The organism is Aquibium microcysteis (assembly GCF_014495845.1).
Classification (GTDB): Bacteria; Pseudomonadota; Alphaproteobacteria; order Rhizobiales; family Rhizobiaceae; genus Aquibium; species Aquibium microcysteis.
In genome coordinates, this window is record NZ_CP061080.1 from 3,497,673 (window position 1) to 3,519,304 (window position 21,632).

Here is a 21,632-nt window from a genome sequence, read left to right on the forward strand (position 1 = left end):
ACTGCCGGCAACCCGATCGTTTATTGAGAATCCGATCTATGGTAAACCCTTCGCTAACCGGAACCGGCCAAGAATCCGTTCTTTGCGGAACGTCCTTGGAGAATGCAATGTTCCAGATCAAGATCCGGATTCGCACGGGCGCCCTCGCCGCCGCGATGGTGCTGGCGTCATCCATGTTCAGCCTGCCTGCCTTCGCCGATGCCGGGTTCCAGAAATGGGTTGCCGGGTTCAGGTCGGTCGCGGCCCAGAGCGGGATCTCGCGCACGACCTATGACCGGGCCTTCCGCGGCGTGGACGCGCCCGATCCCGAAGTGCTCGAAAAGGCGCGCTTCCAGCCGGAGTTCACCGCACCGGTGTGGGACTATTTCGACAACCGGGTGCACGAGGAGTCGATCGCAGTCGGCCGACAGATGGCACGCCAGTGGAAGCCCTGGCTCGACAGGATCGAGAGCCGCTTCGGCGTCGACCGCCACATCCTGCTGGCGATCTGGTCGATGGAATCGAACTACGGCGAGATCCTGAAGAACGACAAGGTGATGCGCAACGTCGTGCGCTCCCTGGCAACGCTCGCCTATGCCGACCAGAGGCGCGCGAAGTTCGCCCGCCAGCAGCTCATCGCCGCACTCGAGATCCTGCAGCGCGGCGACATCGACGACAGCCACCTCACCGGGTCCTGGGCCGGCGCGATGGGCCACACGCAGTTCATCCCCACCAGCTACAAGGCCTATGCCGTCGACATGGACGGCAACGGACGGCGCGACATCTGGAGCTCCGTACCGGACGCGCTGGCGACCGCGGCGAACCTGCTTCGCCAGAACGGCTGGCAGACCGGCAAGACCTGGGGCTACGAGGTGACGCTTCCGGCGGGCCGCAAGTTCCCCGGCGGCTCCATGTCTCTTGCCAAGTGGGAGGGCATCGGCGTCGTGCGCGCGCGCAACAAGCCCTTCCCCTCCCCGTCCGACAATGCGGAACTGAAGGTGCTCGACGGACGCGAGGGACCAGCCTTCCTGATGACGAAGAACTTCTTCGTGCTGAAGCGCTACAACAACGCCGACAAGTACGCGCTGGCCGTCGGCCTGCTCGCCGACGAGATTGCCGGCCATGGCGGCCTCGTGCGGGACTGGAACCGCCCGTTCACGAAGCTGTCCTTCGACGAGAAGCAGGAGTTGCAGAAGCACCTTTCCGCGCTCGGCTATTATGACGGCAAGGTCGACGGGAAGATCGGCCAGGGATCGCGTTCGGCCATCGCGGCCGTGCAGCAGGCGCTCGGCATGCAGCCGGACGGACATCCGAGCAAGGAAGTCCTCTCGCGACTGCGGAAGAGATGAGGCCCGTGGGTCGTATTGCTCATGCCCGCATCGCCCGCTGGATCGCGCTGACGCTCGTGCTCGCCACGATCGTCGCGGCGGGCGGCGGGGCGTTGCTGGCCCTCTCCGGCACCCCGGCCTATGCGCAGGAACGACCCCGCACCCTCTTCGAACTCCTGTTCCGGCGCGACGAGCCGCTCTTCCGGCGCGGCGAGCGACGCCGCGAGGCGGAGCCGCAGAGATCGCAGCCGCGCAACGTCAAGCGCGTCCCCCGGCCAGACCGCGCGACCGCGCCGGTCCAGAGCGCCGCGGTGGCGACCGGCAAGCAGGAGGACGCACGCGTCCTTCTCGTGGTCGGAGACTTCCTGGCCGCTGGCCTGGCGGAAGGACTGGTGACCGTCTACGCCGAGGATCCGACGGTACGGGTCGTCGATCGCTCCAACGGGTCGTCGGGCTTCGTGCGCGACGACTTCTACGACTGGCCGGCACGGATCGGGCCGATCATCGAGGAAGAGAAGCCAGCGGCCGTCGTCGTGATGGTCGGGTCCAACGACCGCCAGGCGATACGGGTCGCAGGCTCGTCCGAGGACGTCCGGACCGCCAGGTGGGAGGCGGAGTACACGACCCGCGCGTCGAACTTCCTTGCCCAGATCACCGGCCGGAACGTGCCCGTGGTCTGGGTCGGCCTGCCCCCGTTCCGCTTTCCGAAGATGTCGTCCGACATGATCGCCTTCAACGACATCCAGCGCGGAGTCACCGAGGCGGCGGGCGGCGTCTTCGTCGACATCTGGGACGGCTTCGTCGACGAGGCCGGCTCCTTCGTCACCAACGGACCCGACATCAACGGCCAGCCGGTGCGGCTGCGCGCCGGCGACGGGATCAACTTCACGGAAGCCGGCAAGCGCAAGATCGCCTTCTATGCCGAGAAGCCTCTGGCGCGGCTTCTGCAGACCGGTCCGGCTGCCCTGGCGCCGGACGCCGGCATCGGCGAGATGTTCGGTCCGCCGATCCCCGGCGAGGCGCCAATCATCCAGCAGACGCCGCCGGTCTCACTCCTGGATCCGGCTCTCGACGGCGGCGACGAACTGATGGGCCGCACCGTCGAGACGAGGCGCACGACCGTGCTCACCGCCGCGCAGAAGCTGGTGATCCAGGGTCTCGCTCCCGACCCGCGCCCAGGGCGCGTGGACGATTTCGGCGCGACACCGCCGCCGCTGGCGGCGGCCGCTTCCGCAGAAGACCGCTCCATGGACGCTCGGCCGCTGGCCGGCGCCGTTGTCGAGTAGACGCCGGCGAGACGACGCCCAGGATGGGGAGCGGTCAGCGAAGGCCCTGAAGCCTGCGCGCCAGCAGCCAGGCGATCGGGACAGCCACGACCGCGCCAGCAACCGCCGCACCGGCCATGGCGGTGGCGTCGTGGCCCCGCATGTCGAGCGTCAGCAGCACGGTGAGGAAGACGCCCATCAGCACGGGCGCGACGAGAATATAGGCGACGAGCGGAAGCCTGGCCATGATGTCCTCCAGACCGACCCCTTCGGCCGGCCTGCGGAGAATGGCCGATGCCGCAGGCGCGCGACTTGATCTGGCTCAACCGGCGAGGCCCCACGCACCGAGCCAGGCGCCGCAGCCGCGGCGCTGCGCTGCGGCAGCCGCTGCCGCTCCCGCCTCAGCGAGGCAGGAGTGTCGAGCCCATCAGTGCTACGTCGATGGCGCGTGCGGCCTGACGTCCCTCGCGGATGGCCCAGACGACGAGTGACTGGCCCCGGCGCACGTCGCCCGCCGCATAGAGCTTGTCGACGTTGGTCCGATAGTCGCGGTCGTTCGCCACGACGTTGGTCGAGCCGCGGCGATCGGTGTTGATCGCGAGCTTGCCCGCCAGTTCGACCGTCACGCCGGTCTCCGCCGGTCCGGAGAAGCCGATGGCGATGAAGGCGAGATCGGCGCGGATGACGAATTCGGTCCCGGCGATCGGCTTGCGCGCCTCGTCGACCTCGCAGCACCTGACGCCGGTCAGCACCCCGTCCTCGCCGATGAATTCGAGCGTGGCGACCTGGAACTCGCGTTCGGCGCCCTCCGCTTGAGAGGACGAGGTTCGCATCTTGGTCGCCCAGTAGGGCCAGACAGTGAGCTTGTCCTCCTTCTCGGGCGGCTGCGGCCGGATGTCGAGCTGCGTCACACGAACGGCGCCCTGCCGGAATGCGGTGCCGACGCAGTCGGAAGCGGTGTCGCCGCCGCCGACGACCACCACGTGCTTGCCGCCGGCCAGGATCGGGTCCGAAGGCCAGGCGACCGACTGAATGTCCTCGCCGCCGATGCGCCGGTTCTGCTGCACGAGATAGGGCATGGCATCATGGACACCGGCAAGGTCGCGGCCGGGCAGGTCGGACGGACGCGGCTTCTCGGAGCCGCCGCAGTAGAGCACGGCATCGTAGCCGGCGAGGAGTTCCTCGACCGTCCTGTCGACGCCGACGTTGACACCGCAGAAGAAGGTGACGCCCTCGCCCTGCATCTGCGCCACGCGCCTGTCGATCGTGTGCTTCTCCATCTTGAAGTCGGGAATGCCGTAGCGCAGGAGGCCGCCCGGCTTCGATTCCCGCTCGTAGACATGGACCTCGTGTCCGGCACGGCCGAGCTGCTGCGCTGCCGCCAGCCCCGCGGGACCCGAGCCGATGATCGCCACGGTCCTGCCGGTCTTCCTCTCCGGCGGGAAGGGCCGCACGAAGCCGAGTTCGTACGCCTTGTCGGCGATCGCCTGCTCGACCGTCTTGATGGCGACCGGAATGTCCTCGAGGTTGAGCGTGCATGCCTCCTCGCAGGGCGCCGGGCAGATGCGGCCGGTCCATTCGGGGAAGTTGTTGGTGGAGTGGAGATTGCGGATCGCGTTCTCCCAGTCGCCATTGTAGACGAGGTCGTTCCAGTCCGGGATCTGGTTGTGCACCGGGCAGCCCGTGGGGCCATGGCAATAGGGAATGCCGCAGTCCATGCAGCGCGCCGCCTGCTTCTCGACCTCCTTGTCGGACATCGGCAGCGTGAATTCGCGGAAATGCCGGATGCGGTCTGACGCGGGCTGGTACTTCTGCACCTGCCGGTCGATCTCGAGAAAACCTGTTACCTTGCCCATACTGGTTCCTACTCGCGATCTGCGGTCACGTCCCGCAGCCAGTTTTCTACCTTCAGTCCGGGAACGAACCCGAACGCCCCATCGTCTGTAACCACGGTTGCACCCAGCGCCAGCGCGTGCGCCGCAATCAGCAGATCGACGCCCCCGATCGCCCGGCCATGTTCGGCGAGCCATGCCCTGGCTTTCGCGTACTCGACCGCCACGCTCGCCTCGATCGGCAGGATCGTCATCGTTTCGAGAAACTCGACCGACCGCGCCGCATTCCTGCTCGCCGGAGTCTTTGCCAGCCCGTACCGGACCTCGCACGCCACCGCTGAACTCGTCACCACCAGATCCGGATCGATTTCCCCCAGCTTGCGCCCCACCGGCCCGGACGGATCGCGCGCCACCGACGAAATGATGTTCGTGTCCAGGAGGAACATTCCTACGACTCTATGTCATCGAGCGGCAGCAACCCCTCTTCTCCCGGGTCCGTCGGAAAATCCTCGATCGGTCCGTTTTCGGCGAGCCAGGCGAGCATCGGCGAAACCTTCTTCCCGGACTTCGCCTCGATGACGAGGTTTCCGTTGGCCAGTCTCGTGATCCGCACTTCCTCACCCGGCAGTTCGAAATCCTTCGGGATTCGAATCGCCTGGCTTCGCCCATTGCGAAACAGGCGGGCGGATTTCTCGACCGCAGTTTTGTCATACGCGTTCACCGGCGCCTCCACCGCTTGGCATATGCCAGAAACATATGCCAAGCGATCTTGTCGAACAAGGCCTACTCCGCGGCGATGCCCATCCGCATGCGCTCCATCTCCTGCAACGCCCGGCGGTACTCGACCGGCATCACCTTGCGGAATTTGCCCCGGTAGGTCGCCCAGTCGTCGAGGATCGCGCGCGCACGGGTCGAGCCCGTGTAGTGCGCGTGGTTGGTGATCAGCTGCACCAGCCGCTCCTCGTCGTGACGCGTCATGTCGTCCGAGACGTTGACGCGGCCCTTGTGCATCAGGTCGCCGCCGTGATGGTGCAGCTTCTCGAGGATATCGTCCTCCTCCGGCACCGGCTCGAGCTCGACCATCGCCATGTTGCAGCGGTCGGCGAAGTCGCCATCCTCGTCGAGGACATAGGCGACGCCGCCCGACATGCCCGCGGCGAAGTTGCGGCCCGTCTGCCCGATGACGACGACGACACCGCCGGTCATGTACTCGCAGCCATGGTCGCCGCAGCCTTCCACGACGGCCACTGCACCGGAGTTGCGCACGGCGAAGCGCTCGCCGGCCACACCGCGGAAGTAGCACTCGCCCTCGATCGCCCCATAGAGCACCGTGTTGCCGACGATGATCGACTCCTCGGCGACGATGCGCGAGTCCTCGGCCGGGCGGATGACGATGCGTCCGCCCGAGAGGCCCTTGCCGACATAGTCGTTGCCGTCGCCGATGAGTTCGAACGACACGCCGCGCGCCAGGAAGGCGCCGAAGGACTGGCCGGCCGTCCCGGTCAGCCGGACGGAGATCGTGTCCTCCTTCAGACCCTTGTGCTTCCAGCGCTTGGCCACCGCGCCCGACAGCATGGCACCGGCCGACCGGTCCGTGTTGCGGATCGGCAGCTCGATGGCGACCTTCTCCTTGCGCTCCAGCGCCGGCGCGGCGAGCTCGATCAGCTTGCGGTCGAGCACGTCGTCGATCGGGTGCTTCTGGCGCGTGGTCCAGTAGGTTTCCGCCTTCGGCGCGTCCGGCTTGAAGAACACGCGGCTGAAATCCAGCCCGCGCGCCTTCCAGTGGTCGATCATGTCCTCCTTCGCGAGCAGATCGCTCTGACCGATGATCTCGTCGATCGTCCTGTAGCCCATCTCGGCCAGCAGCGCGCGAACCTCCTCCGCGACGAAGAAGAAGTAGTTGATCACGTGCTCCGGCGTGCCCTTGAAGCGCTTGCGCAGCACCGGATCCTGGGTGGCGACGCCGACCGGACAGGTGTTGAGGTGGCACTTGCGCATCATGATGCAGCCCGCCGCGATCAGCGGCGCCGTCGAGAACCCGAACTCGTCGGCGCCCAGAAGAGCGCCGATCACGACGTCGCGGCCAGTCTTGAGCCCGCCGTCGACCTGCAGCGCAACGCGCGATCGCAGCCCGTTCAGCACCAGCGTCTGGTGCGTCTCGGCAAGGCCCATCTCCCAGGGGCTGCCCGCGTGCTTGAGCGAGGTGAGCGGCGAAGCGCCCGTGCCGCCGTCATAGCCCGAGATGGTGATGTGATCGGCGCGAGCCTTGGCGACGCCGGCGGCGACCGTGCCGACGCCGACCTCCGAGACCAGCTTCACCGACACGTCGGCTTCCGGATTGACGTTCTTCAGGTCGAAGATCAGCTGCGCCAGATCCTCGATCGAATAGATGTCGTGGTGGGGCGGCGGCGAGATCAGGCCGACGCCCGGCGTCGAATGCCGCGTCTTGGCGATCGTGGCATCGACCTTGTGGCCGGGCAGCTGGCCGCCCTCGCCGGGCTTGGCGCCCTGCGCGACCTTGATCTGCATCATGTCGGCGTTGACGAGATACTCCGCCGTCACGCCGAAGCGGCCCGACGCCACCTGCTTGATGGCGGACCGTTCCGGATTCACCGTTCCGTCCGGCATCGGCAGATACCTGTCCGGTTCCTCGCCGCCCTCGCCCGTGTTCGACTTGCCGCCGATCGCGTTCATGGCGCGCGCCAGCGTCGAATGCGCTTCGCGGCTGATCGAGCCGAAGGACATGGCACCCGTCGAGAACCGCTTGACCAGTTCGGCGGCCGGCTCGACCTCCTCGATCGGCACCGGCGCGCGGCCGGCCTCGGCCGCCATGCGGATCCTGAACAGGCCTCGGACGGTCCTGGCCTGCGCGGACGCGCCGTCGATCTGGCCGGAAAACTCCTTGTAGCTGTCCCAGGAGCCCTTGCGCACGGCATGCTGCAGCGTCGCGACCGAATCCGGCGACCAGACATGCGCTTCGCCGCGGACGCGATAGACATACTCGCCGCCGATATCGAGCGCGTTGCGCAGGATCGGATCGTCGCTGAAGGCGGCGTGGTGCCGCTCGACGGTCTCGGCCGAAACCTCCTCCAGGCCGACGCCTTCGATGGTCGTCGCCGTGCCCGTGAAGAACCGTTCCACGAAGTCGGACTTCAGACCGACCGCGTCGAAGATCTGCGCGCCGCAATAGGACTGGTAGGTCGAGATGCCCATCTTGGACATGACCTTGAGAATGCCCTTCCCGATCGACTTGATGTAGCGGTAGACCAGCTCCTGCGCATCAACCTCCGGGGGGAACTCGCCACGCTTGTGCATATCGGTCAGCGTGTCGAAGGCGAGATAGGGGTTGATCGCCTCGGCACCGTAGCCGGCCAGGCAGCAGAAATGATGCACCTCGCGCGGCTCGCCCGATTCGACCACGAGGCCGACCGACGTCCGCAGGCCCTTGCGGATCAGGTGATGATGCACCGCCGCAGTTGCCAGCAGCATCGGTATGGCGATGCGGTCCGGTCCGATCTGCCGGTCCGACAGGATGATGATGTTGTAGCCGCCGGCGACCGCCGCCTCGGCACGCTCGCACAACCGGTCCAGAGCACGCGGCATGCCCTCGGCCCCCTCGGCGGAGGCATAGGTCACGTCGATCGTCTTGGTGTCGAAGCGATCCTCGGTGTGGCCGATCGACCGGATCTTCTCCAGGTCGCCATTGGTCAGGATCGGCTGGCGCACCTCCAGCCGCTTGCGGCGCGAGGAACCCACCAGATCGAAGATGTTCGGCCGCGGACCGATGAACGACACCAGGCTCATGACCAGTTCCTCGCGGATCGGGTCGATCGGCGGGTTGGTCACCTGGGCGAAGTTCTGCTTGAAATAGGTGTAGAGCAGCTTCGACTTGTCCGACATCGCCGAGATCGGCGTGTCGGTTCCCATCGAGCCGATGGCCTCCTGGCCGGTGGTGGCCATCGGCGCCATGAGGATGCGCGTGTCTTCCTGCGTGTAGCCGAAGGCCTGCTGCCGGTCGAGCAGCGTCACGTCCTTGCGCAGCGCGCGCGGCTCGACGGGCTTCAGCTCCTCCAGGATCAGCTGGGTGTTCTCCAGCCACTGCTTGAACGGATGCTTGCCGGACACCTGCGCCTTCACCTCCTCGTCGGAGACGATGCGCCCCTGCTCCAGGTCGATCAGGAGCATGCGGCCGGGCTGCAGCCGCCACTTCCTGACGATCCGCTCCTCCGGCACCGAGAGCACGCCGGCTTCGGACGCCATGATCACCCGGTCGTCGTCGGTCACGACGTAGCGCGCCGGCCGCAACCCGTTGCGGTCGAGCGTGGCGCCGATCTGGCGCCCATCCGTGAAGGCGACGGCAGCGGGGCCGTCCCACGGCTCCATCAGGGCTGCATGATACTCGTAGAAGGCCTTGCGGTCGGCATCCATCGACTTGTTGCCGGCCCAGGCTTCCGGGATCAGCATCATCATGGCATGCGCCAGCGAGTAGCCGCCCTGGTAGAGGAACTCCAGCGCGTTGTCGAAACAGGCGGTGTCCGACTGCCCCTCGTAAGAGATCGGCCACAGCTTGGAGATGTCGTTGCCGAACAGTTCGGAATCGACCGAGGCCTGCCGCGCCGCCATCCAGTTGACGTTGCCGCGCAGGGTGTTGATCTCGCCGTTGTGCGCGACCATCCGGTACGGGTGGGCGAGCTTCCACGAGGGGAAGGTGTTGGTCGAGAAGCGCTGGTGCACGAGGATCAGGGCGCTCTCGAAGCGCGGATCGGTGAGGTCCTTGTAGTAGGCGCCGACCTGATAGGCGAGGAACATGCCCTTGTAGACGATCGTACGCGACGAGAGCGACACCGTGTAGAAGCCGTTGTCGGTCCCGGCGTTCTCCGCGTAGATGCGGCCCGAGATCACCTTGCGCAGGATGTAGAGCCGCCGCTCGTACTCGTCATCGCTCTCGATCGATGGATCCCGGCCGATGAACACCTGCCGGTGCACGGGCTCGGACGCAGCGATGTGCGGCGCCTTGGACAGTGATGCGTTGTCGACCGGAACGTCGCGGAAACCGATCAGCGGCAGTCCCTCGGACCTTGCCAGTTCGGCGATCACGTCCTCGACATGCGCGCGCACGGCGGAGTCGCCCGGCATGAAGAGATGGCCGACGGCGTAGTGGCCCGGCTGCGGCAGCTCGATGCCCTGCGCGGCCATCTCCTCGCGAAAGAAGCGGTCGGGAATCTGCACGAGCACGCCCGCGCCGTCGCCCATCAGCGGGTCGGCGCCCACCGCGCCGCGGTGGGTCAGGTTCTCGAGCATGGCGAGGCCGTCGACCACGATCTGGTGCGAGCGCACGTTCTTCATGTTGGCGATGAAGCCGACGCCGCAGGCGTCATGTTCGTTGCGCGGGTCGTAGAGCCCCTGGGCGGCCGGCCCGGTTGCGGCGCGTTTGACGGAACGCGCAGCAAGCTGGGCGGCCGAGCGAAGCTCCGTCGTCGCAGATGGCGTGATGTCCGTCATCGTCAATCCTCCTTGGTGCTCCCCGCAAGGGGAGGAAACGTCCTCGACGGGGCCTTATACCAGCCCGCCCGGATCCTTGCACACGTCGCCTCCCGCGACCCTCGGACGCGCGCGAGGCCGAGCCTCGCTGCCGGACCGCCCACGTCTCCCCGTCGGCGGCCTCGACTTCACCGGTGCGCAAGGACCCGGACCGGCGTCGGTGCGCCAGTCCCGGTCCGAACCTACACGATAAAATAAGACAGCATTACTGTCCTAATTTCACATTGGCAGAAATGCGGCATCTGCACAAGACCGAACGACAAAAAATTCAGCGTTCCGGCGCAAGATTCGGACCTCTCACACCGAGCGAACGTAATTTTATTGCAGATATCAGTCCTGGGGACCGTTCGTGCTTATGCGGGCGAGGTGCGATGGGCCATGAAGCGAGCCAGACACACCCGACCCACCCCTTGATGGGACGGCATGAGCGGGGCAATGTCCGCGACCTTCTCGAAACGGACCACGCACATGATCTTCGCTTCAGACAATTGGGCCGGCGCCCATCCCGCCATCGCCGCGGGCCTGACCGCCCATTCCGCAGGCTACGCGAGGGCCTATGGCAACGGCGACCTCGACCGCGCGGTGAAGGAGACGTTCTGCACGATCTTCGAACGCGACGTGGCGGTCTTCTTCGTTTCGACCGGCACGGCCGCCAACGCACTGTCGCTGGTGGCCGTCAACCGGCCGGGCGGCGTCGCCTTCTGCCACCGCGAGGCGCACATGACCGAGGACGAGGGCGGCGCGCCGGAGTATTTCACGGGAGGCGGCCGGCTCTGCCGCGTCGATGGCCCGCTCGGGCGCATGTCGCCGGCCGAGCTGGACCGCGCCGTGCAGCGCTATCCGGCAGAGTTCGTGCACTCCGGGAGGCCGATGGCCGTCTCCGTGACGCAGGCTACCGAAGTGGGAACGGTCTACGCGCTCGACGACATCGACGCGGTCGCCTCCGTCGCGCGCCGCCACGGCCTGCCGCTGCACATGGATGGCGCGCGCTTCGCCAATGCCCTCGTCTCGCTCGGCGTCTCTCCGGCCGAGATGACCTGGAAGCGCGGCGTCGACCTCCTCTCCTTCGGCGGTACCAAGAACGGCTGCTGGTGCGCGGAGGCGGTCGTGCTGTTCGATCCGGCGATGGCCGCGGAGTTCGCCTTCATCCACAAGCGGGCGGCACAGCTTTTCTCCAAGGCGCGCTTCGTTTCGGCGCAGTTCGAGGCCTATTTCCGCGACGGGCTCTGGCTGGAGACGGCTCGCCATTCCAACGCCATGGCGGCCAGTCTCGCAGACGGATTCAGGACCTCGGGCGCCGCACGGCTGGCCTGGGAGCCGCAAGCCAACGAAGTCTTCGCCATCCTGAGCCAGGACGTGGCCGCGCGGCTGCAGGGAGCGGGCGCGGTCTTTCATCCCTGGCACGCACCCGCGGGATACACGGGTGCGATGGCAGCGGACGAAGCGGTCTACCGATTCGTCACCAGCTTCGCCACGACCGCGCGGGACGTCGAGGCCTTCCGGGCTCTCCTGTAGCCGGTGTCGCGCACGAAGACGGCATCCGCACGCCGTGGCCGGTAACGGCGGCGTGCAGCCGGGGTGAACTTCCCCTCGCGCCGTCTTTACTTCCAAGTGAGCCCTCTCTTCGCAATGCTGTTCTTGCCGGACCGGACGTCTGGCCGCACAGATCATCCAGAGGAGAGATTTCGATGTCCACCAAAGTCGCGCTCAGCGCCGCCTATCTTGCCGGCGTCGTCGCCACCGCCCTGACGACCGGCGCCCTGACCACCGGTGCCGCCCAGGCGCAGGAGAAGGAGAAGTGCTACGGCATCTCCATGGCCGGGAAGAACGACTGCGCCGCCGGCCCCGGCACCACCTGCGCGGGCACCTCGAAGGTCGACTACCAGGGCAATGCCTGGACCTACGTCGCCAAGGGCACCTGCACCACCGTCAGCCTCCCCGACAACCGCATGGGCTCGCTCGAGCCGCTGCAGCGCGACCTGCCGTCGTAAGCGGCCCGCACCCCGGGAAGCGGAGTACGGCCATGACCATCGAGCCCACCATTCGCCGGCAGGACCGGCTTCGCTTCCCGGACCGCCGCGTCGCCGGCCGCGCCGGTGCCTCCTTGAGACCAGAACACCTCGCCCGGATCGCCGAGGAGACGGCCTTCCACGGCTTCTTCGAGGTTCATGCCGAGAACTACATGGGAGCCGGCGGGCCGCCCCATGCCGCCCTCGCCGCGATCAGGCAGCGCTTCCCCGTTTCCCTGCACGGCGTCACCATGTCGATCGGCGGCCCCGAACCGCTTGACCACGCCCATCTCGCCCGCTTCGCCGCGCTGGTCGACCGTTACGAGCCCGCGCTCGTGTCGGAGCACCTCGCATGGTCGACGCATGACGACGTGTTCTTCAGCGACCTGCTCCCCCTCCCCTACACCCGCCAGACGCTGGACCACGTCTGCGCTCATGTCAGCCAGGTGCAGGACGCGATCGGACGGCCGATCCTGATGGAGAATCCGGCAACCTACGTGGTCTTCCCGGAATCGACCCTTGCCGAGACCGACTTCATCCGCGAGATGGCGCAGCGCACCGGCTGCGGCCTGCTGCTCGACGTCAACAACGTCTTCGTCTCGGCGACCAACCATGGTTTCGGTGCCATGGATTACCTGATCGACTTCCCGCTCGACCTCGTCGGCGAGATCCACCTCGCCGGGCATGACGAACAGGCCGACGACGAGGGACGGCCGCTCCTGATCGATACCCACGACCGCCCCGTGGCCGACCCGGTGTGGGCGCTCTACGATACCGTCATCCGCCAGTGCGGCCCGATCCCCACGCTTGTCGAATGGGACAGCGACGTTCCCGACTGGCAGGTGCTGCGCGACGAGGCCGCCGCAGCACAGCGAATCCTGGACCGGCACGCCGACCGCTACCTGATGGGCAAGCGCCATGCCGCGATCTCCTGAAACCGCGCAGGATGCCCATGCCCGGTTCTCGGCGGGCTTCGCGGCATCGCTCCTCGACCCGGAGCGCCAGACGCCGACGGCCGTGTCGACGACCGGGGGCGGACCCGCGGAACGCCGCTACGCCGTCTACCGCAACAACGTCACGACCAGTCTGGCCGAAGCGCTCGCCGGCATCTTCCCGGCCGTGCGGCGCCTGGTGGGAGTCGACTTCTTCTCCGGCATGGCGATCACCTTCGCGCGCACCCGCCCGCCACGCTCCCGCCTCCTGTTCGAATACGGGACCGACTTCCCGGACTTCGTCGAGACTTTCGAGCCGGCACGCAGGCTGCCCTACCTCGCCGACGTGGCGCGGATCGAGCGGGCCTGGCTGGACTCCTACCACGCAGCCGACGCGACGCCGCTTCGGCCGCAGGACCTGGCGGATATCCCGCCGGATGACCTTCCGGGGACAGTCTTTCGACCGCACCCGGCCCTGCGGATCCTCCGGTCGCGCTACGCGGCCTATTCGATCTGCACCGCCAATCGCGACGATCCGGCGCCTGCCCTGCCGATCCGGGGCGACGTCGCCGAGGACACCCTCGTCACCCGGCCGGACCTGGCGGTGTCGATGCGCCGCCTGCCGCCGGGCGCCGCCGCCTTTCTGCTCGCGCTGAATGCAGGCCGCAGTTTCGAGGCGGCCATCGGCGCGGGCTTTGCCGAGACCGATGCCTTCGCGCCGGCCGAAGCGATTTCGTCGATGCTTGAATCCGGCGCGTTCATCGGGACGGGCGCCTCGCCGGACGCCGCGAGCGCGTGACCGGCAAAATCCCTGGGGGAGACCGAATGACTGCCATCGCCACGCGACTGAAGCGACTGCATGACGCCGTGTTTGCGGCGATCGAACGCGCGCTCGACGGCTGGTTCCTCGGACTGGCCGCGCGCTTCGTGTTTGCGGCCGTCCTGTGGATGTACTTCCTGAACTCCGCCCGCACGAAGGTCGGAGAGGGCTTCCTCGGTTTCTTTACGATCAGGGATGGCGCCTACTATCAGATCGTGCTGCCCGCCGTGGACGCGGCCGGCGGCGACGTCTCGCGGGTCGCCTTCCTGCCCTGGGGGCTCATGGTCGTGATGGGGACCTATGGCGAGTTCGTCCTGCCGCTCCTCGTCGTTCTCGGCCTCTTCACCCGCATCGCCGCGATCGGCATGATCGCCTTCATCACGGTTCAGACCCTGGTCGACGTGACGGTCCATCAGGTGGGGGCGGAGACGATCGGGGCATTGTTCGACCGGTTTCCGGATTCCGTCATCGCCGACCAGCGGCTGCTCTGGATGTTTCCGCTCGTCTACCTGGCCGTGAAGGGCCCCGGCGCCGTGTCGCTCGACCGGCTCGCTGCCGGCCCGTTGCTCCGGAACCGCGGCCCGATCTCCGGCGGCATGGCCTCCGCCTGATCCCGGCTTGCCCGGAACGAAAGAGGGCGGCTCCTTGCGGAGCCGCCCTCGGCGAGCAATCGGTCTCTCGGCGCTGCCCGGAGGCGCAGCCGGTCAGTTGACCGCCTGAGCCTCGATCTGCTTCGCCGACTTCGCGCCGCCGCTGGCGATCGCCACCTTGCGGGGCTTCATCTCCTCGGGGATGTTGCGCTTCAGCGAGATGTGCAGGAGACCGTTCTTCAACTCGGCACCGACGACGTCGACGTGATCGGCGAGCTGGAAGCGGCGCTCGAAGGCGCGCGAGGCGATGCCGCGGTACAGGAACTCGGACGTTTCGCCCTTGTCGGCCTCGGCCTTCTCGCCCTTCACCGTCAGCACGTTGCGGTGGGCCTCGATCGAAATCTCGTCCTCGCCGAAGCCGGCCACGGCCATGGTGATGCGGTAGGCATCCTCACCGGTGCGTTCGATGTTGTAGGGCGGATAGGTCTGCGCGCCCTCGGGCTGCGCGAGCGAGTCGAGCATCGTGAACAGCCGGTCGAAGCCGACGGTCGAGCGGTAGAGGGGGGAAAAATCGACGTGACGCATGGGTGTTCTCCATTGAGCAACATGGTTTTGCGCTTTGGCCGCCTGTCGAAGGTCCGATTTCGGCACCTCCCGGAGCGTCCAGCGATCCCGGTTCCGGCGATCGCAGGGTTGATTTGGGAATCCTCGTCCCGGCTTTCAAGCCCTCCCCAGCGTGCCGTCCGGCCCTGCAGCCGATCACGCCCGGCATGCCCGTGCCGGTCGGTCCTCCGATGAACCCCGGATGAACGCGTCCTTCCGTTTGCGTTCATGCATCGCAGGCTAGGGTGCTTCCAACAAGCAGACGAGGCGGCCGGATACGGCGCCGCAGGGTTCGGTCCGGGTGCAACGTCCCTTCCTCCCGGACCGGCAAAGAGGCCGGAGGCGATCGTTCGCCTCCGGCCTTCCACTTCCGCGCGAAGTTCACCTTTCGGGAAGAACTGCGTGCAATGCTTTCCCTTCTTTTCCTTTGCTTTTGCACAGGCTGCTTTCTATCAGACCGACCATGAGCGCCACCGAAGACATTGCGCCGACGAAGCGGCCCGGCAACGACATCCTCTTCGCCACGGCCAACAACGACGTGCCTGCCCGGGCGCGCGCGAGCCACCTGGTGTCGCGGGTCGGCCGCAAGCGGCTGCGCTATGCCCTGTTTCCGGCCGGCGGCAGGCCGCGCCGCGGAACCGTCGTGATCCTTCAGGGCCGCAACGAGTGCATCGAGAAATACTACGAGACGATCGGGGATCTCTCCCGCCGCGGCCTCGGCACCGCCATCATGGACTGGCGCGGCCAGGGAGGATCCGAGCGCCTGATCCGCGACCGGGAAAAGGGCCATGTCGCCAGCTACGGCGAGTATCTTGCCGATCTCGACCAGTTTTTCGAGGAGATCGTGCTGCCCGACTGCGTCGGCCCCTTCTATGTCCTCGCCCATTCGATGGGCGGTCTCATCGCGCTCCTCGCCGCGCCGCGTCTGGTGAACCGCGTGCGGCGCATGGTGCTCTCCACCCCGCTGCTCGCCTTCGAGGGGCTGCCGCTGTCCATGCCCGCCCTCCACGCCGTGTCCAGGCTGCTCTGCGGCATGGGGTTCGGCTCGACCTATCTCGGCGGCGGGCCGCGCGCCGCAAACGCCACCCTTTTCGCCGGCAACAAGCTGACGTCGGATTATGTCCGCTTCACCCGCAACGGCGGCATCTATCTGCGCCATCCCGAACTCGCGCTCGGCGGCCCGACCGCCGCCTGGATCAGGGCCTCCTGCGCAGCCGCGGCAACCGTCGCGGAACCCGAGCACAGGGCGCGGATCCAGGTCCCGACGCTGATCATCGCGGCGGGAGCCGACGAAGTGGTTTCGACGCCGGTCATCGAGGCCTTCGGGACCCGCCTCAAATCGGCCTCCGTGCTCACGATCCACGGCGCGCGGCACGAGCTTCTGCAGGAGGCCGACGTCTATCGCGAGCAGTTCATGGCCGCCTTCGACGCCTTCGTCCCGGGCACCGGCGACGACTGACGCCGGGACGGAGCCGGGTCCGCCTTCAGCCGCGGATCATCGCCAGCGCTTGCGCGTGGATCTGGGGCGACGCAGCGGCGATGATGTCGCCACCGTTCTCCGCCGGCCCGCCCTCCCAGGTGGAAACCACCCCGCCCGCGCCTTCGATGACCGGGATCAGGCCGACGATGTCGTAGGACTGCAGCCCCGCATCGACCGCGAGATCGGCATGGCCGGCTGCCACCATGGCGAAGCCGTAGCAATCGGTGCCGTAGCGGGCGAGCCGCACCGCCGCCTCCAGACGGTCGTATCGGGCGCGCAGCGCACCCGAAAAAAGGGCCGGCGTCGTGGTGAAGAGCGTCGCATCGGAAAGTCTCGTCAGCCGCCGGGTGGCCAGCCGCCGCGGGCCGCCTGGCCCTTCGTAGAAGGCGCCCTCTTCCGTGCCGTAGTAGAGTTCCCCGGTGAAGGGCTGCGACATCATTCCGCAAACGGCTTTTCCCCGCACGGTGAGGCCCACGAGCGTGCCCCAGACGGGAACGCCCGAGATGAAGGCGCGCGTGCCGTCGATCGGATCGATCACCCAGATGCGGTCGGAGTCCTGCTTCTCGCCGCCATGTTCCTCGCCGAGGATGCCGTCATCGGGAAACTCGGCGCGGATCAGGTCGCGGATGACTCGCTCGGCCTCGCGGTCGGCCTCCGTCACGGGATCGAAACCGGCGGCATGCTTGTTGCTGACCGCGCCCGCCGCACGGAAGCGCGGCAGTGTCTCGTTCGCCGCAGCCGCCGCCAGGCGCCGCATGAATTCCGCCATTGCCATCCGCTGCCACCCGTTCCCTTGCCGAACCGTTTCGCGGATGGGATAGCCGGACCGCCGCCCCTGGTCCAGTGCGGGAACGCTGCGGAAACCGCTTGACATTTGTGCAGCGCACAATATTCTGGCACTCGAACGGTTCGTTCCGTTCATGCCCTCCTTGGGCGTTTCCTCCCTAGACTCCGACCGCGTCGTGCGAACGAGGCGGTCTTTTTTTCGCCTGCCGGGGCGTTCGGTCCCGGGCGGCGCAAAGGTCGGGAGCGGGTCGTCACTCCGCAGCGAGCGGCATGCGTTCCTCGCCGAAGGGCGCCGCCATGACGAGCCGGGCGATGAAGCGGCCGATGTCCTCGGCCAGCGGCAGGAAGCCGTTGGACTTCTGGTAGGTCCGCTCGTTCATGTAGAGGCCGCGGTTGACCTCGATCTGCAGCGCATGCAGGCCGCGGGCCGGGCGGCCGTAGTGCTCGGTGATGAAGCCGCCGGCATAGGGCTTGTTGTGGGCGACGGTGTAGCCGAGCGAGATCAGGATGCCGATGGCCGTCTCGGTCATGGCGGCCGAGGCCGAGGCGCCGAACCGGTCGCCGACGATGAAGTCCGGCCGTACGCCCGAATCGCCGACGCGGATGCTGGCCGGCATCGAATGGCAGTCGATCAGCGCCGCCACGCCGAAGCGAGCCTGCGTGGCGAGCACGAGGCCGCGCAGCCGGTCGTGATAGGGCTTGTAGATGCCTTCGATGCGGCTCGTCGCCTCGTCGAGCGGAATGCGCCCGGCATAGATCTCCTGCCCCTCGCCGACGATGCGCGGAACGGTGCCGAGCCCGCCTGCGACGCGCGCCGAACGGATGTTGGCATGCGGCGGCGGCGGCTGCAGGAACATCCGCGGGTCGAGTTCGAAGGGCTCGCGGTTCACGTCGAGATAGGCGCGCGGGAAGTTGGCCGCCATCATCGGCGCGCCGAACGTCAGCGCATGGGAGAAGAGTTCGTCGACGAAGCAGTCTTCCGAGCGGCGGATGGCCTCCGCGTCGAGCCGTGCCATGGCGAGGAACCGCGGCGGATAGTGTCGCCCGCTGTGCGGCGAGTTGAACACGAAGGGGGCGGTCTGCCGGGCCGGCTGCCGCACCTCGTAGGGGGCGACCTCTGCAAAGTCGAGTTCGGCGCTCATGGGCGGGGCGCCGGCCGCATCGGGACCATCGTCATCGAACGAAACTGCCACCGCGCCCGCCCCCTGTCCAGTGCGCGCCATCGCCGCAAAGCCCGCCCGCACTGGCGCCGGAGACCCGAATTCACTTGATGTTTACCCCCTCTCCCTCATATATCCGGCGTGATCCGGGCTGCGCCGCGCCCGGCAGGCAGCGATGATTCGGAACGGGAGACATGGCGAGAATCCTTCTTGCTGAAGACGACGACGACATGCGCCGCTTTCTCGTCAAGGCGCTGGAACGGGCGGGATACGACGTCAGCGATTTCGACAACGGCGCCAGCGCCTACGAGCGCCTTCGCGAGGAGCCCTTCTCGCTGCTGCTCACCGATATCGTGATGCCGGAGATGGACGGGATCGAACTCGCCCGCCGCGCCACGGAGATCGACCCGGACCTCAAGGTGATGTTCATCACCGGTTTCGCGGCCGTGGCCCTCAACCCCGATTCGAAGGCTCCGAAGGACGCCAAGGTCCTCTCCAAGCCCTTCCACCTGCGCGATCTCGTGCACGAGGTGGAGAAGATGCTGCAGGCGGCCTGAGGCCTCCGGCGACGCTTGGCCGGCCGCCCCGCGGCCTGCCGCAGCGGAAACGAAAAAGACGCCGCTTTTGCCATTGACGCCCCCGAGGTTTGTGTGGTGTATGCGCGTCGCTGATGGGCGTGTAGCTCAGCGGGAGAGCACTACGTTGACATCGTAGGGGTCACAGGTTCAATCCCTGTCACGCCCACCATCAGTTTCTCGGCTTACTGCTGAAAATCTCTCCATTTATCGGTCTTGCCCGCGTCATTGCACGCGGCGCTCGAACCCATGGGGCGGGCATCGTTTTGTCCGCGGACAGCGTTCATTGCTCTTTGCCGCACCACCCGGCTTTCCGCTGGGAATGCGACGGCGCTCTCTCCGTCTCGGTACACTGGTTCAGGTATCCGCGGACCGCGATCGCTCGGTCAAGCACGACACATGCGGTCCCCACATCGCCGGAAATGCGCCTGTCTTCACGTCGCTTGCGGCCGCTCCCGCTCATGAGGATCCGGCCCGGCCCCCCACACGAATCCCCTTGCGGGCGCTTGTCCATACAATTAGGTTGCCCTTGAGGAATTTGTCATGATGATTGTCGCCACGACCGGCCGAGCGGCCGGCTGGCGCGCGCGCAGAGGAGGACGACAGTGGCCGCAGCGGAATCGACGACCAGCAAGCCGAAGCCGGGAGGCGGGAGGCTGCGCCTGGGGGTGGACGTGGGCGGAACCTTCACGGATCTGCTCCTTCTCGACGAGAAGAACGGCAGGACCTTCATGGCCAAGGTGCCGTCGACGCCGCAGGACAGTTCGGTGGGCGTGCTCAACGGTATCGAGAAGATCTGCCGCATCGCCGGCATCGACCCGCACGACATCACCGAGGTGATGCATGGAACGACCGTCGCCACCAACACGGTGCTGACCTCGTCGGGCGCGCTGGTCGGCCTCGTGACCACCAAGGGCTACCGCGACATCCTTCAGATCGCCCGCTCCTACGTGCCGGGCGGCCTGGGCGGCTGGGTGATCTGGAACAAGCGTCCGCCGCTCGCCCCCCTCGAACACACGATCGAGGCGAACGAGCGTCTCGACGCGCGCGGCAACGTGCTGGTGCCGCTCGACGAGGCCGCCATCCGCCGCGACCTCGAGGTGCTGCTGTCCTCCGGCATCCAGGCGCTGACGATCGCGCTGTTCAACAGCTACGTCAACGACGTGCACGAGCGCCGAATCGCCGAGATCGCGCGCGAGATCGCGCCGCACATTCCGGTCTCCACCTCGGCGGCCGTGATGCCCGAGATGTACGAATACGAGCGCGCCGAGACGACGGTGGTGAACTCCTACGTCCGCCCGGTGGTCTCCAAATACGTCTCCAACCTGCAGAACGAGATCCAGCGCCGCATGGGGGCCGACGTCAACCTGCGCATCCTGCGCTCCGACGGTGGCCTGTCGTCGGCGCAGGGCGCCATGGACCAGCCGGTCAACCTGCTGATGTCGGGTCCGGCCGGCGGCGTGGCCGGCGCGCTCTGGATCGCCAAGCAGGGCAAGCTCGAGAACCTGCTGACCTTCGACATGGGCGGCACGTCGACCGACGTCGCGCTGATCCAGAACTCGGTCGCCCGCACCCGTCGCGAGACCCGCGTCGGCGACGTGACCGTGCGCGCGCCGTCGATCGACGTCCGGACGGTGGGCGCCGGCGGCGGCTCGATCGCCTATATCCCCGCGCTCACCAAGGCGCTGCGCGTCGGCCCGCAGTCGGCCGGCGCCGTTCCCGGCCCCGCCGCCTACCAGAAGGGTGGTGAATTGCCGACCGTCACCGACGCCAACGTCGTGCTGGGCTATCTCCCCTCCGACGCCAAGCTCGGCGGCGACATGGAGATCAGCCGCGACCTCGCCGTCAAGGCCGTCGCCACCATCGCCGACGTGCTCGGCAAGTCGATCGAGGACGCGGCCGAAGGCATCGTGCGTATCGTCAACGAGAACATGGTCGGTGCGCTGCGTCTCGTCTCGGTCGAGCAGGGCTACGACCCGCGCGACTTCGCCCTGATCGGTTTCGGCGGCGCCGGGCCGCTCCACGCCAACGCGCTCGCCCGGATCATCAAGTCCTGGCCGGCGGTCATCCCGCCCGGGCCGGGCGTGCTGTGCGCCTATGGCGACGCCACCACGCGCCTGCGCAACGAGGCCAGCCAGACCTATGTGACGCTGGTGCGCGACGTGACCGACGCCGAGATCGGCACCCGCCTGACGGATCTGGCGGCGTCCGCCGGACAGGAACTGACCGCGGAGGGCGTGTCCGCGGAGGAACAGCACGTCGTCTACCAGATCGACATCCGCTACAAGGGTCAGGGGATGAAGCTGACGGTCGACGTCCGGCCGGACGAGTTCGCCGCCGAGGGCCTTGCCGGGGTGACCCGGCGCTTCGACGCCGAGCACGAGCAGCTCTTCACCTTCGCGCTCGACGCCGAGCACGAACTGGTCGGCCTGCGCGCCGTGGTCCAGGGCGCGGAGAAGAGCTTCGTCAACCCCGAGACCAGCAAGGACGGGCCGGACTCGTCGTCCGCCCGCATCCAGGAGACCCGCATCTACGCCGACGGCGCCTGGCGCGACGGCCACATCTACCAGCGCGGCAAGCTCAGGCCCGGCAACCGGGTCGCCGGGCCGGCCATCATCGTCGAGATGGATTCGACCACCGTCATCCTGCCCGACCATGTCGGGGTGATCGACGACGTCGGCAACATCCTGATCTGGCCGGCCGACCACAAGAACGCGCAGTAACGAGGGAGG

At 67.4% G+C, this 21,632-nt stretch carries 18 protein-coding genes and 1 tRNA gene; 11 read left to right on the forward strand and 8 right to left on the reverse strand.

Annotation, left to right across the window (positions count from 1 at the left end; genetic code table 11):
- Positions 1 to 107 precede the first annotated feature (107 nt).
- On the forward strand, positions 108 to 1,328 hold the full coding sequence (locus IAI54_RS16285) for a lytic murein transglycosylase (protein WP_187968199.1): 1,221 nt from the start codon (positions 108 to 110) through the stop codon (positions 1,326 to 1,328).
- Positions 1,329 to 1,333: 5 nt separating this feature from the next.
- A complete protein-coding gene (locus IAI54_RS16290; protein WP_235679073.1) occupies positions 1,334 to 2,593 on the forward strand; it encodes an SGNH/GDSL hydrolase family protein in 1,260 nt (419 codons plus the stop codon).
- 34 nt (positions 2,594 to 2,627) lie between these two features.
- Here IAI54_RS16290 and IAI54_RS16295 read toward each other — a convergent pair whose 3' ends face one another.
- From IAI54_RS16295 to gltB, 5 genes are all read right to left on the reverse strand, one after another.
- The gene (locus IAI54_RS16295; protein ID WP_187968201.1) at positions 2,628 to 2,819 is read right to left on the reverse strand and encodes a hypothetical protein; all 192 of its coding nucleotides are present in this window, start codon (positions 2,817 to 2,819) and stop codon (positions 2,628 to 2,630) included.
- A gap of 154 nt (positions 2,820 to 2,973) precedes the next feature.
- Positions 2,974 to 4,428 (reverse strand): glutamate synthase subunit beta, encoded by a 1,455-nt coding sequence (locus IAI54_RS16300; protein WP_187968202.1) that lies wholly within the window; start codon positions 4,426 to 4,428, stop codon positions 2,974 to 2,976.
- Positions 4,429 to 4,436: 8 nt separating this feature from the next.
- Positions 4,437 to 4,850 (reverse strand): PIN domain-containing protein, encoded by a 414-nt coding sequence (locus tag IAI54_RS16305; RefSeq protein WP_187968203.1) that lies wholly within the window; start codon positions 4,848 to 4,850, stop codon positions 4,437 to 4,439.
- 2 nt (positions 4,851 to 4,852) lie between these two features.
- The gene (locus IAI54_RS16310; protein WP_187968204.1) at positions 4,853 to 5,125 is read right to left on the reverse strand and encodes an antitoxin; all 273 of its coding nucleotides are present in this window, start codon (positions 5,123 to 5,125) and stop codon (positions 4,853 to 4,855) included.
- A gap of 62 nt (positions 5,126 to 5,187) precedes the next feature.
- On the reverse strand, positions 5,188 to 9,906 hold the full coding sequence (gltB, locus tag IAI54_RS16315; RefSeq protein WP_187968205.1) for a glutamate synthase large subunit: 4,719 nt from the start codon (positions 9,904 to 9,906) through the stop codon (positions 5,188 to 5,190).
- 507 nt (positions 9,907 to 10,413) lie between these two features.
- On the opposite strand from gltB, the gene IAI54_RS16320 reads away from it, so the two are divergent.
- The 5 genes from IAI54_RS16320 to IAI54_RS16340 all read left to right on the forward strand — a co-directional run bounded on the left by IAI54_RS16320 (position 10,414) and on the right by IAI54_RS16340 (position 14,317).
- The gene (locus IAI54_RS16320; RefSeq protein ID WP_187968206.1) at positions 10,414 to 11,460 is read left to right on the forward strand and encodes a threonine aldolase family protein; all 1,047 of its coding nucleotides are present in this window, start codon (positions 10,414 to 10,416) and stop codon (positions 11,458 to 11,460) included.
- 173 nt (positions 11,461 to 11,633) lie between these two features.
- Positions 11,634 to 11,936 carry a BufA1 family periplasmic bufferin-type metallophore gene (locus IAI54_RS16325; protein ID WP_187968207.1) on the forward strand — a complete coding sequence of 101 codons (303 nt, stop codon included), beginning with the start codon at positions 11,634 to 11,636 and terminating at the stop codon, positions 11,934 to 11,936.
- Between the two features lie 32 nt (positions 11,937 to 11,968).
- Positions 11,969 to 12,889, forward strand: coding sequence for an MNIO family bufferin maturase (gene bufB, locus IAI54_RS16330; RefSeq protein ID WP_187968208.1), 921 nt, complete (start codon positions 11,969 to 11,971; stop codon positions 12,887 to 12,889).
- Positions 12,873 to 13,685: an HvfC/BufC N-terminal domain-containing protein gene (locus tag IAI54_RS16335; protein WP_187968209.1), complete on the forward strand. Its 813-nt coding sequence runs from the start codon at positions 12,873 to 12,875 to the stop codon at positions 13,683 to 13,685. The genes bufB and IAI54_RS16335 overlap by 17 nt, the downstream gene beginning before the upstream one ends.
- Before the next feature lie 26 nt (positions 13,686 to 13,711).
- A complete protein-coding gene (locus IAI54_RS16340) occupies positions 13,712 to 14,317 on the forward strand; it encodes a DoxX family membrane protein (RefSeq protein ID WP_187968210.1) in 606 nt (201 codons plus the stop codon).
- Between the two features lie 93 nt (positions 14,318 to 14,410).
- Here the strand turns inward: IAI54_RS16340 and IAI54_RS16345 are convergent, their stop codons facing one another.
- On the reverse strand, positions 14,411 to 14,881 hold the full coding sequence (locus IAI54_RS16345; protein ID WP_187968211.1) for an Hsp20 family protein: 471 nt from the start codon (positions 14,879 to 14,881) through the stop codon (positions 14,411 to 14,413).
- A 481-nt stretch (positions 14,882 to 15,362) separates the two neighbouring features.
- On the opposite strand from IAI54_RS16345, the gene IAI54_RS16350 reads away from it, so the two are divergent.
- The gene (locus IAI54_RS16350; RefSeq protein ID WP_187968212.1) at positions 15,363 to 16,358 is read left to right on the forward strand and encodes an alpha/beta fold hydrolase; all 996 of its coding nucleotides are present in this window, start codon (positions 15,363 to 15,365) and stop codon (positions 16,356 to 16,358) included.
- Between the two features lie 25 nt (positions 16,359 to 16,383).
- Here the strand turns inward: IAI54_RS16350 and hisN are convergent, their stop codons facing one another.
- Together hisN and IAI54_RS16360 are read right to left on the reverse strand one after the other, a co-directional pair.
- Entirely contained in the window at positions 16,384 to 17,154 is a 771-nt protein-coding gene (hisN, locus tag IAI54_RS16355) for a histidinol-phosphatase (RefSeq protein WP_187968213.1), read from the reverse strand.
- Positions 17,155 to 17,416: 262 nt separating this feature from the next.
- Positions 17,417 to 18,307: an N-formylglutamate amidohydrolase gene (locus tag IAI54_RS16360; RefSeq protein ID WP_187968214.1), complete on the reverse strand. Its 891-nt coding sequence runs from the start codon at positions 18,305 to 18,307 to the stop codon at positions 17,417 to 17,419.
- A 212-nt stretch (positions 18,308 to 18,519) separates the two neighbouring features.
- On the opposite strand from IAI54_RS16360, the gene cpdR reads away from it, so the two are divergent.
- The 3 genes from cpdR (at position 18,520) to IAI54_RS16375 (ending at position 21,623) form a co-directional block, all read left to right on the forward strand.
- A complete protein-coding gene (gene cpdR, locus IAI54_RS16365; RefSeq protein ID WP_126701504.1) occupies positions 18,520 to 18,882 on the forward strand; it encodes a cell cycle two-component system response regulator CpdR in 363 nt (120 codons plus the stop codon).
- Between the two features lie 115 nt (positions 18,883 to 18,997).
- Positions 18,998 to 19,072, forward strand: a tRNA-Val gene (locus IAI54_RS16370).
- Between the two features lie 433 nt (positions 19,073 to 19,505).
- Positions 19,506 to 21,623, forward strand: coding sequence for a hydantoinase/oxoprolinase family protein (locus IAI54_RS16375; RefSeq protein WP_210321139.1), 2,118 nt, complete (start codon positions 19,506 to 19,508; stop codon positions 21,621 to 21,623).
- The last annotated feature ends 9 nt before the right edge of the window (positions 21,624 to 21,632 follow it).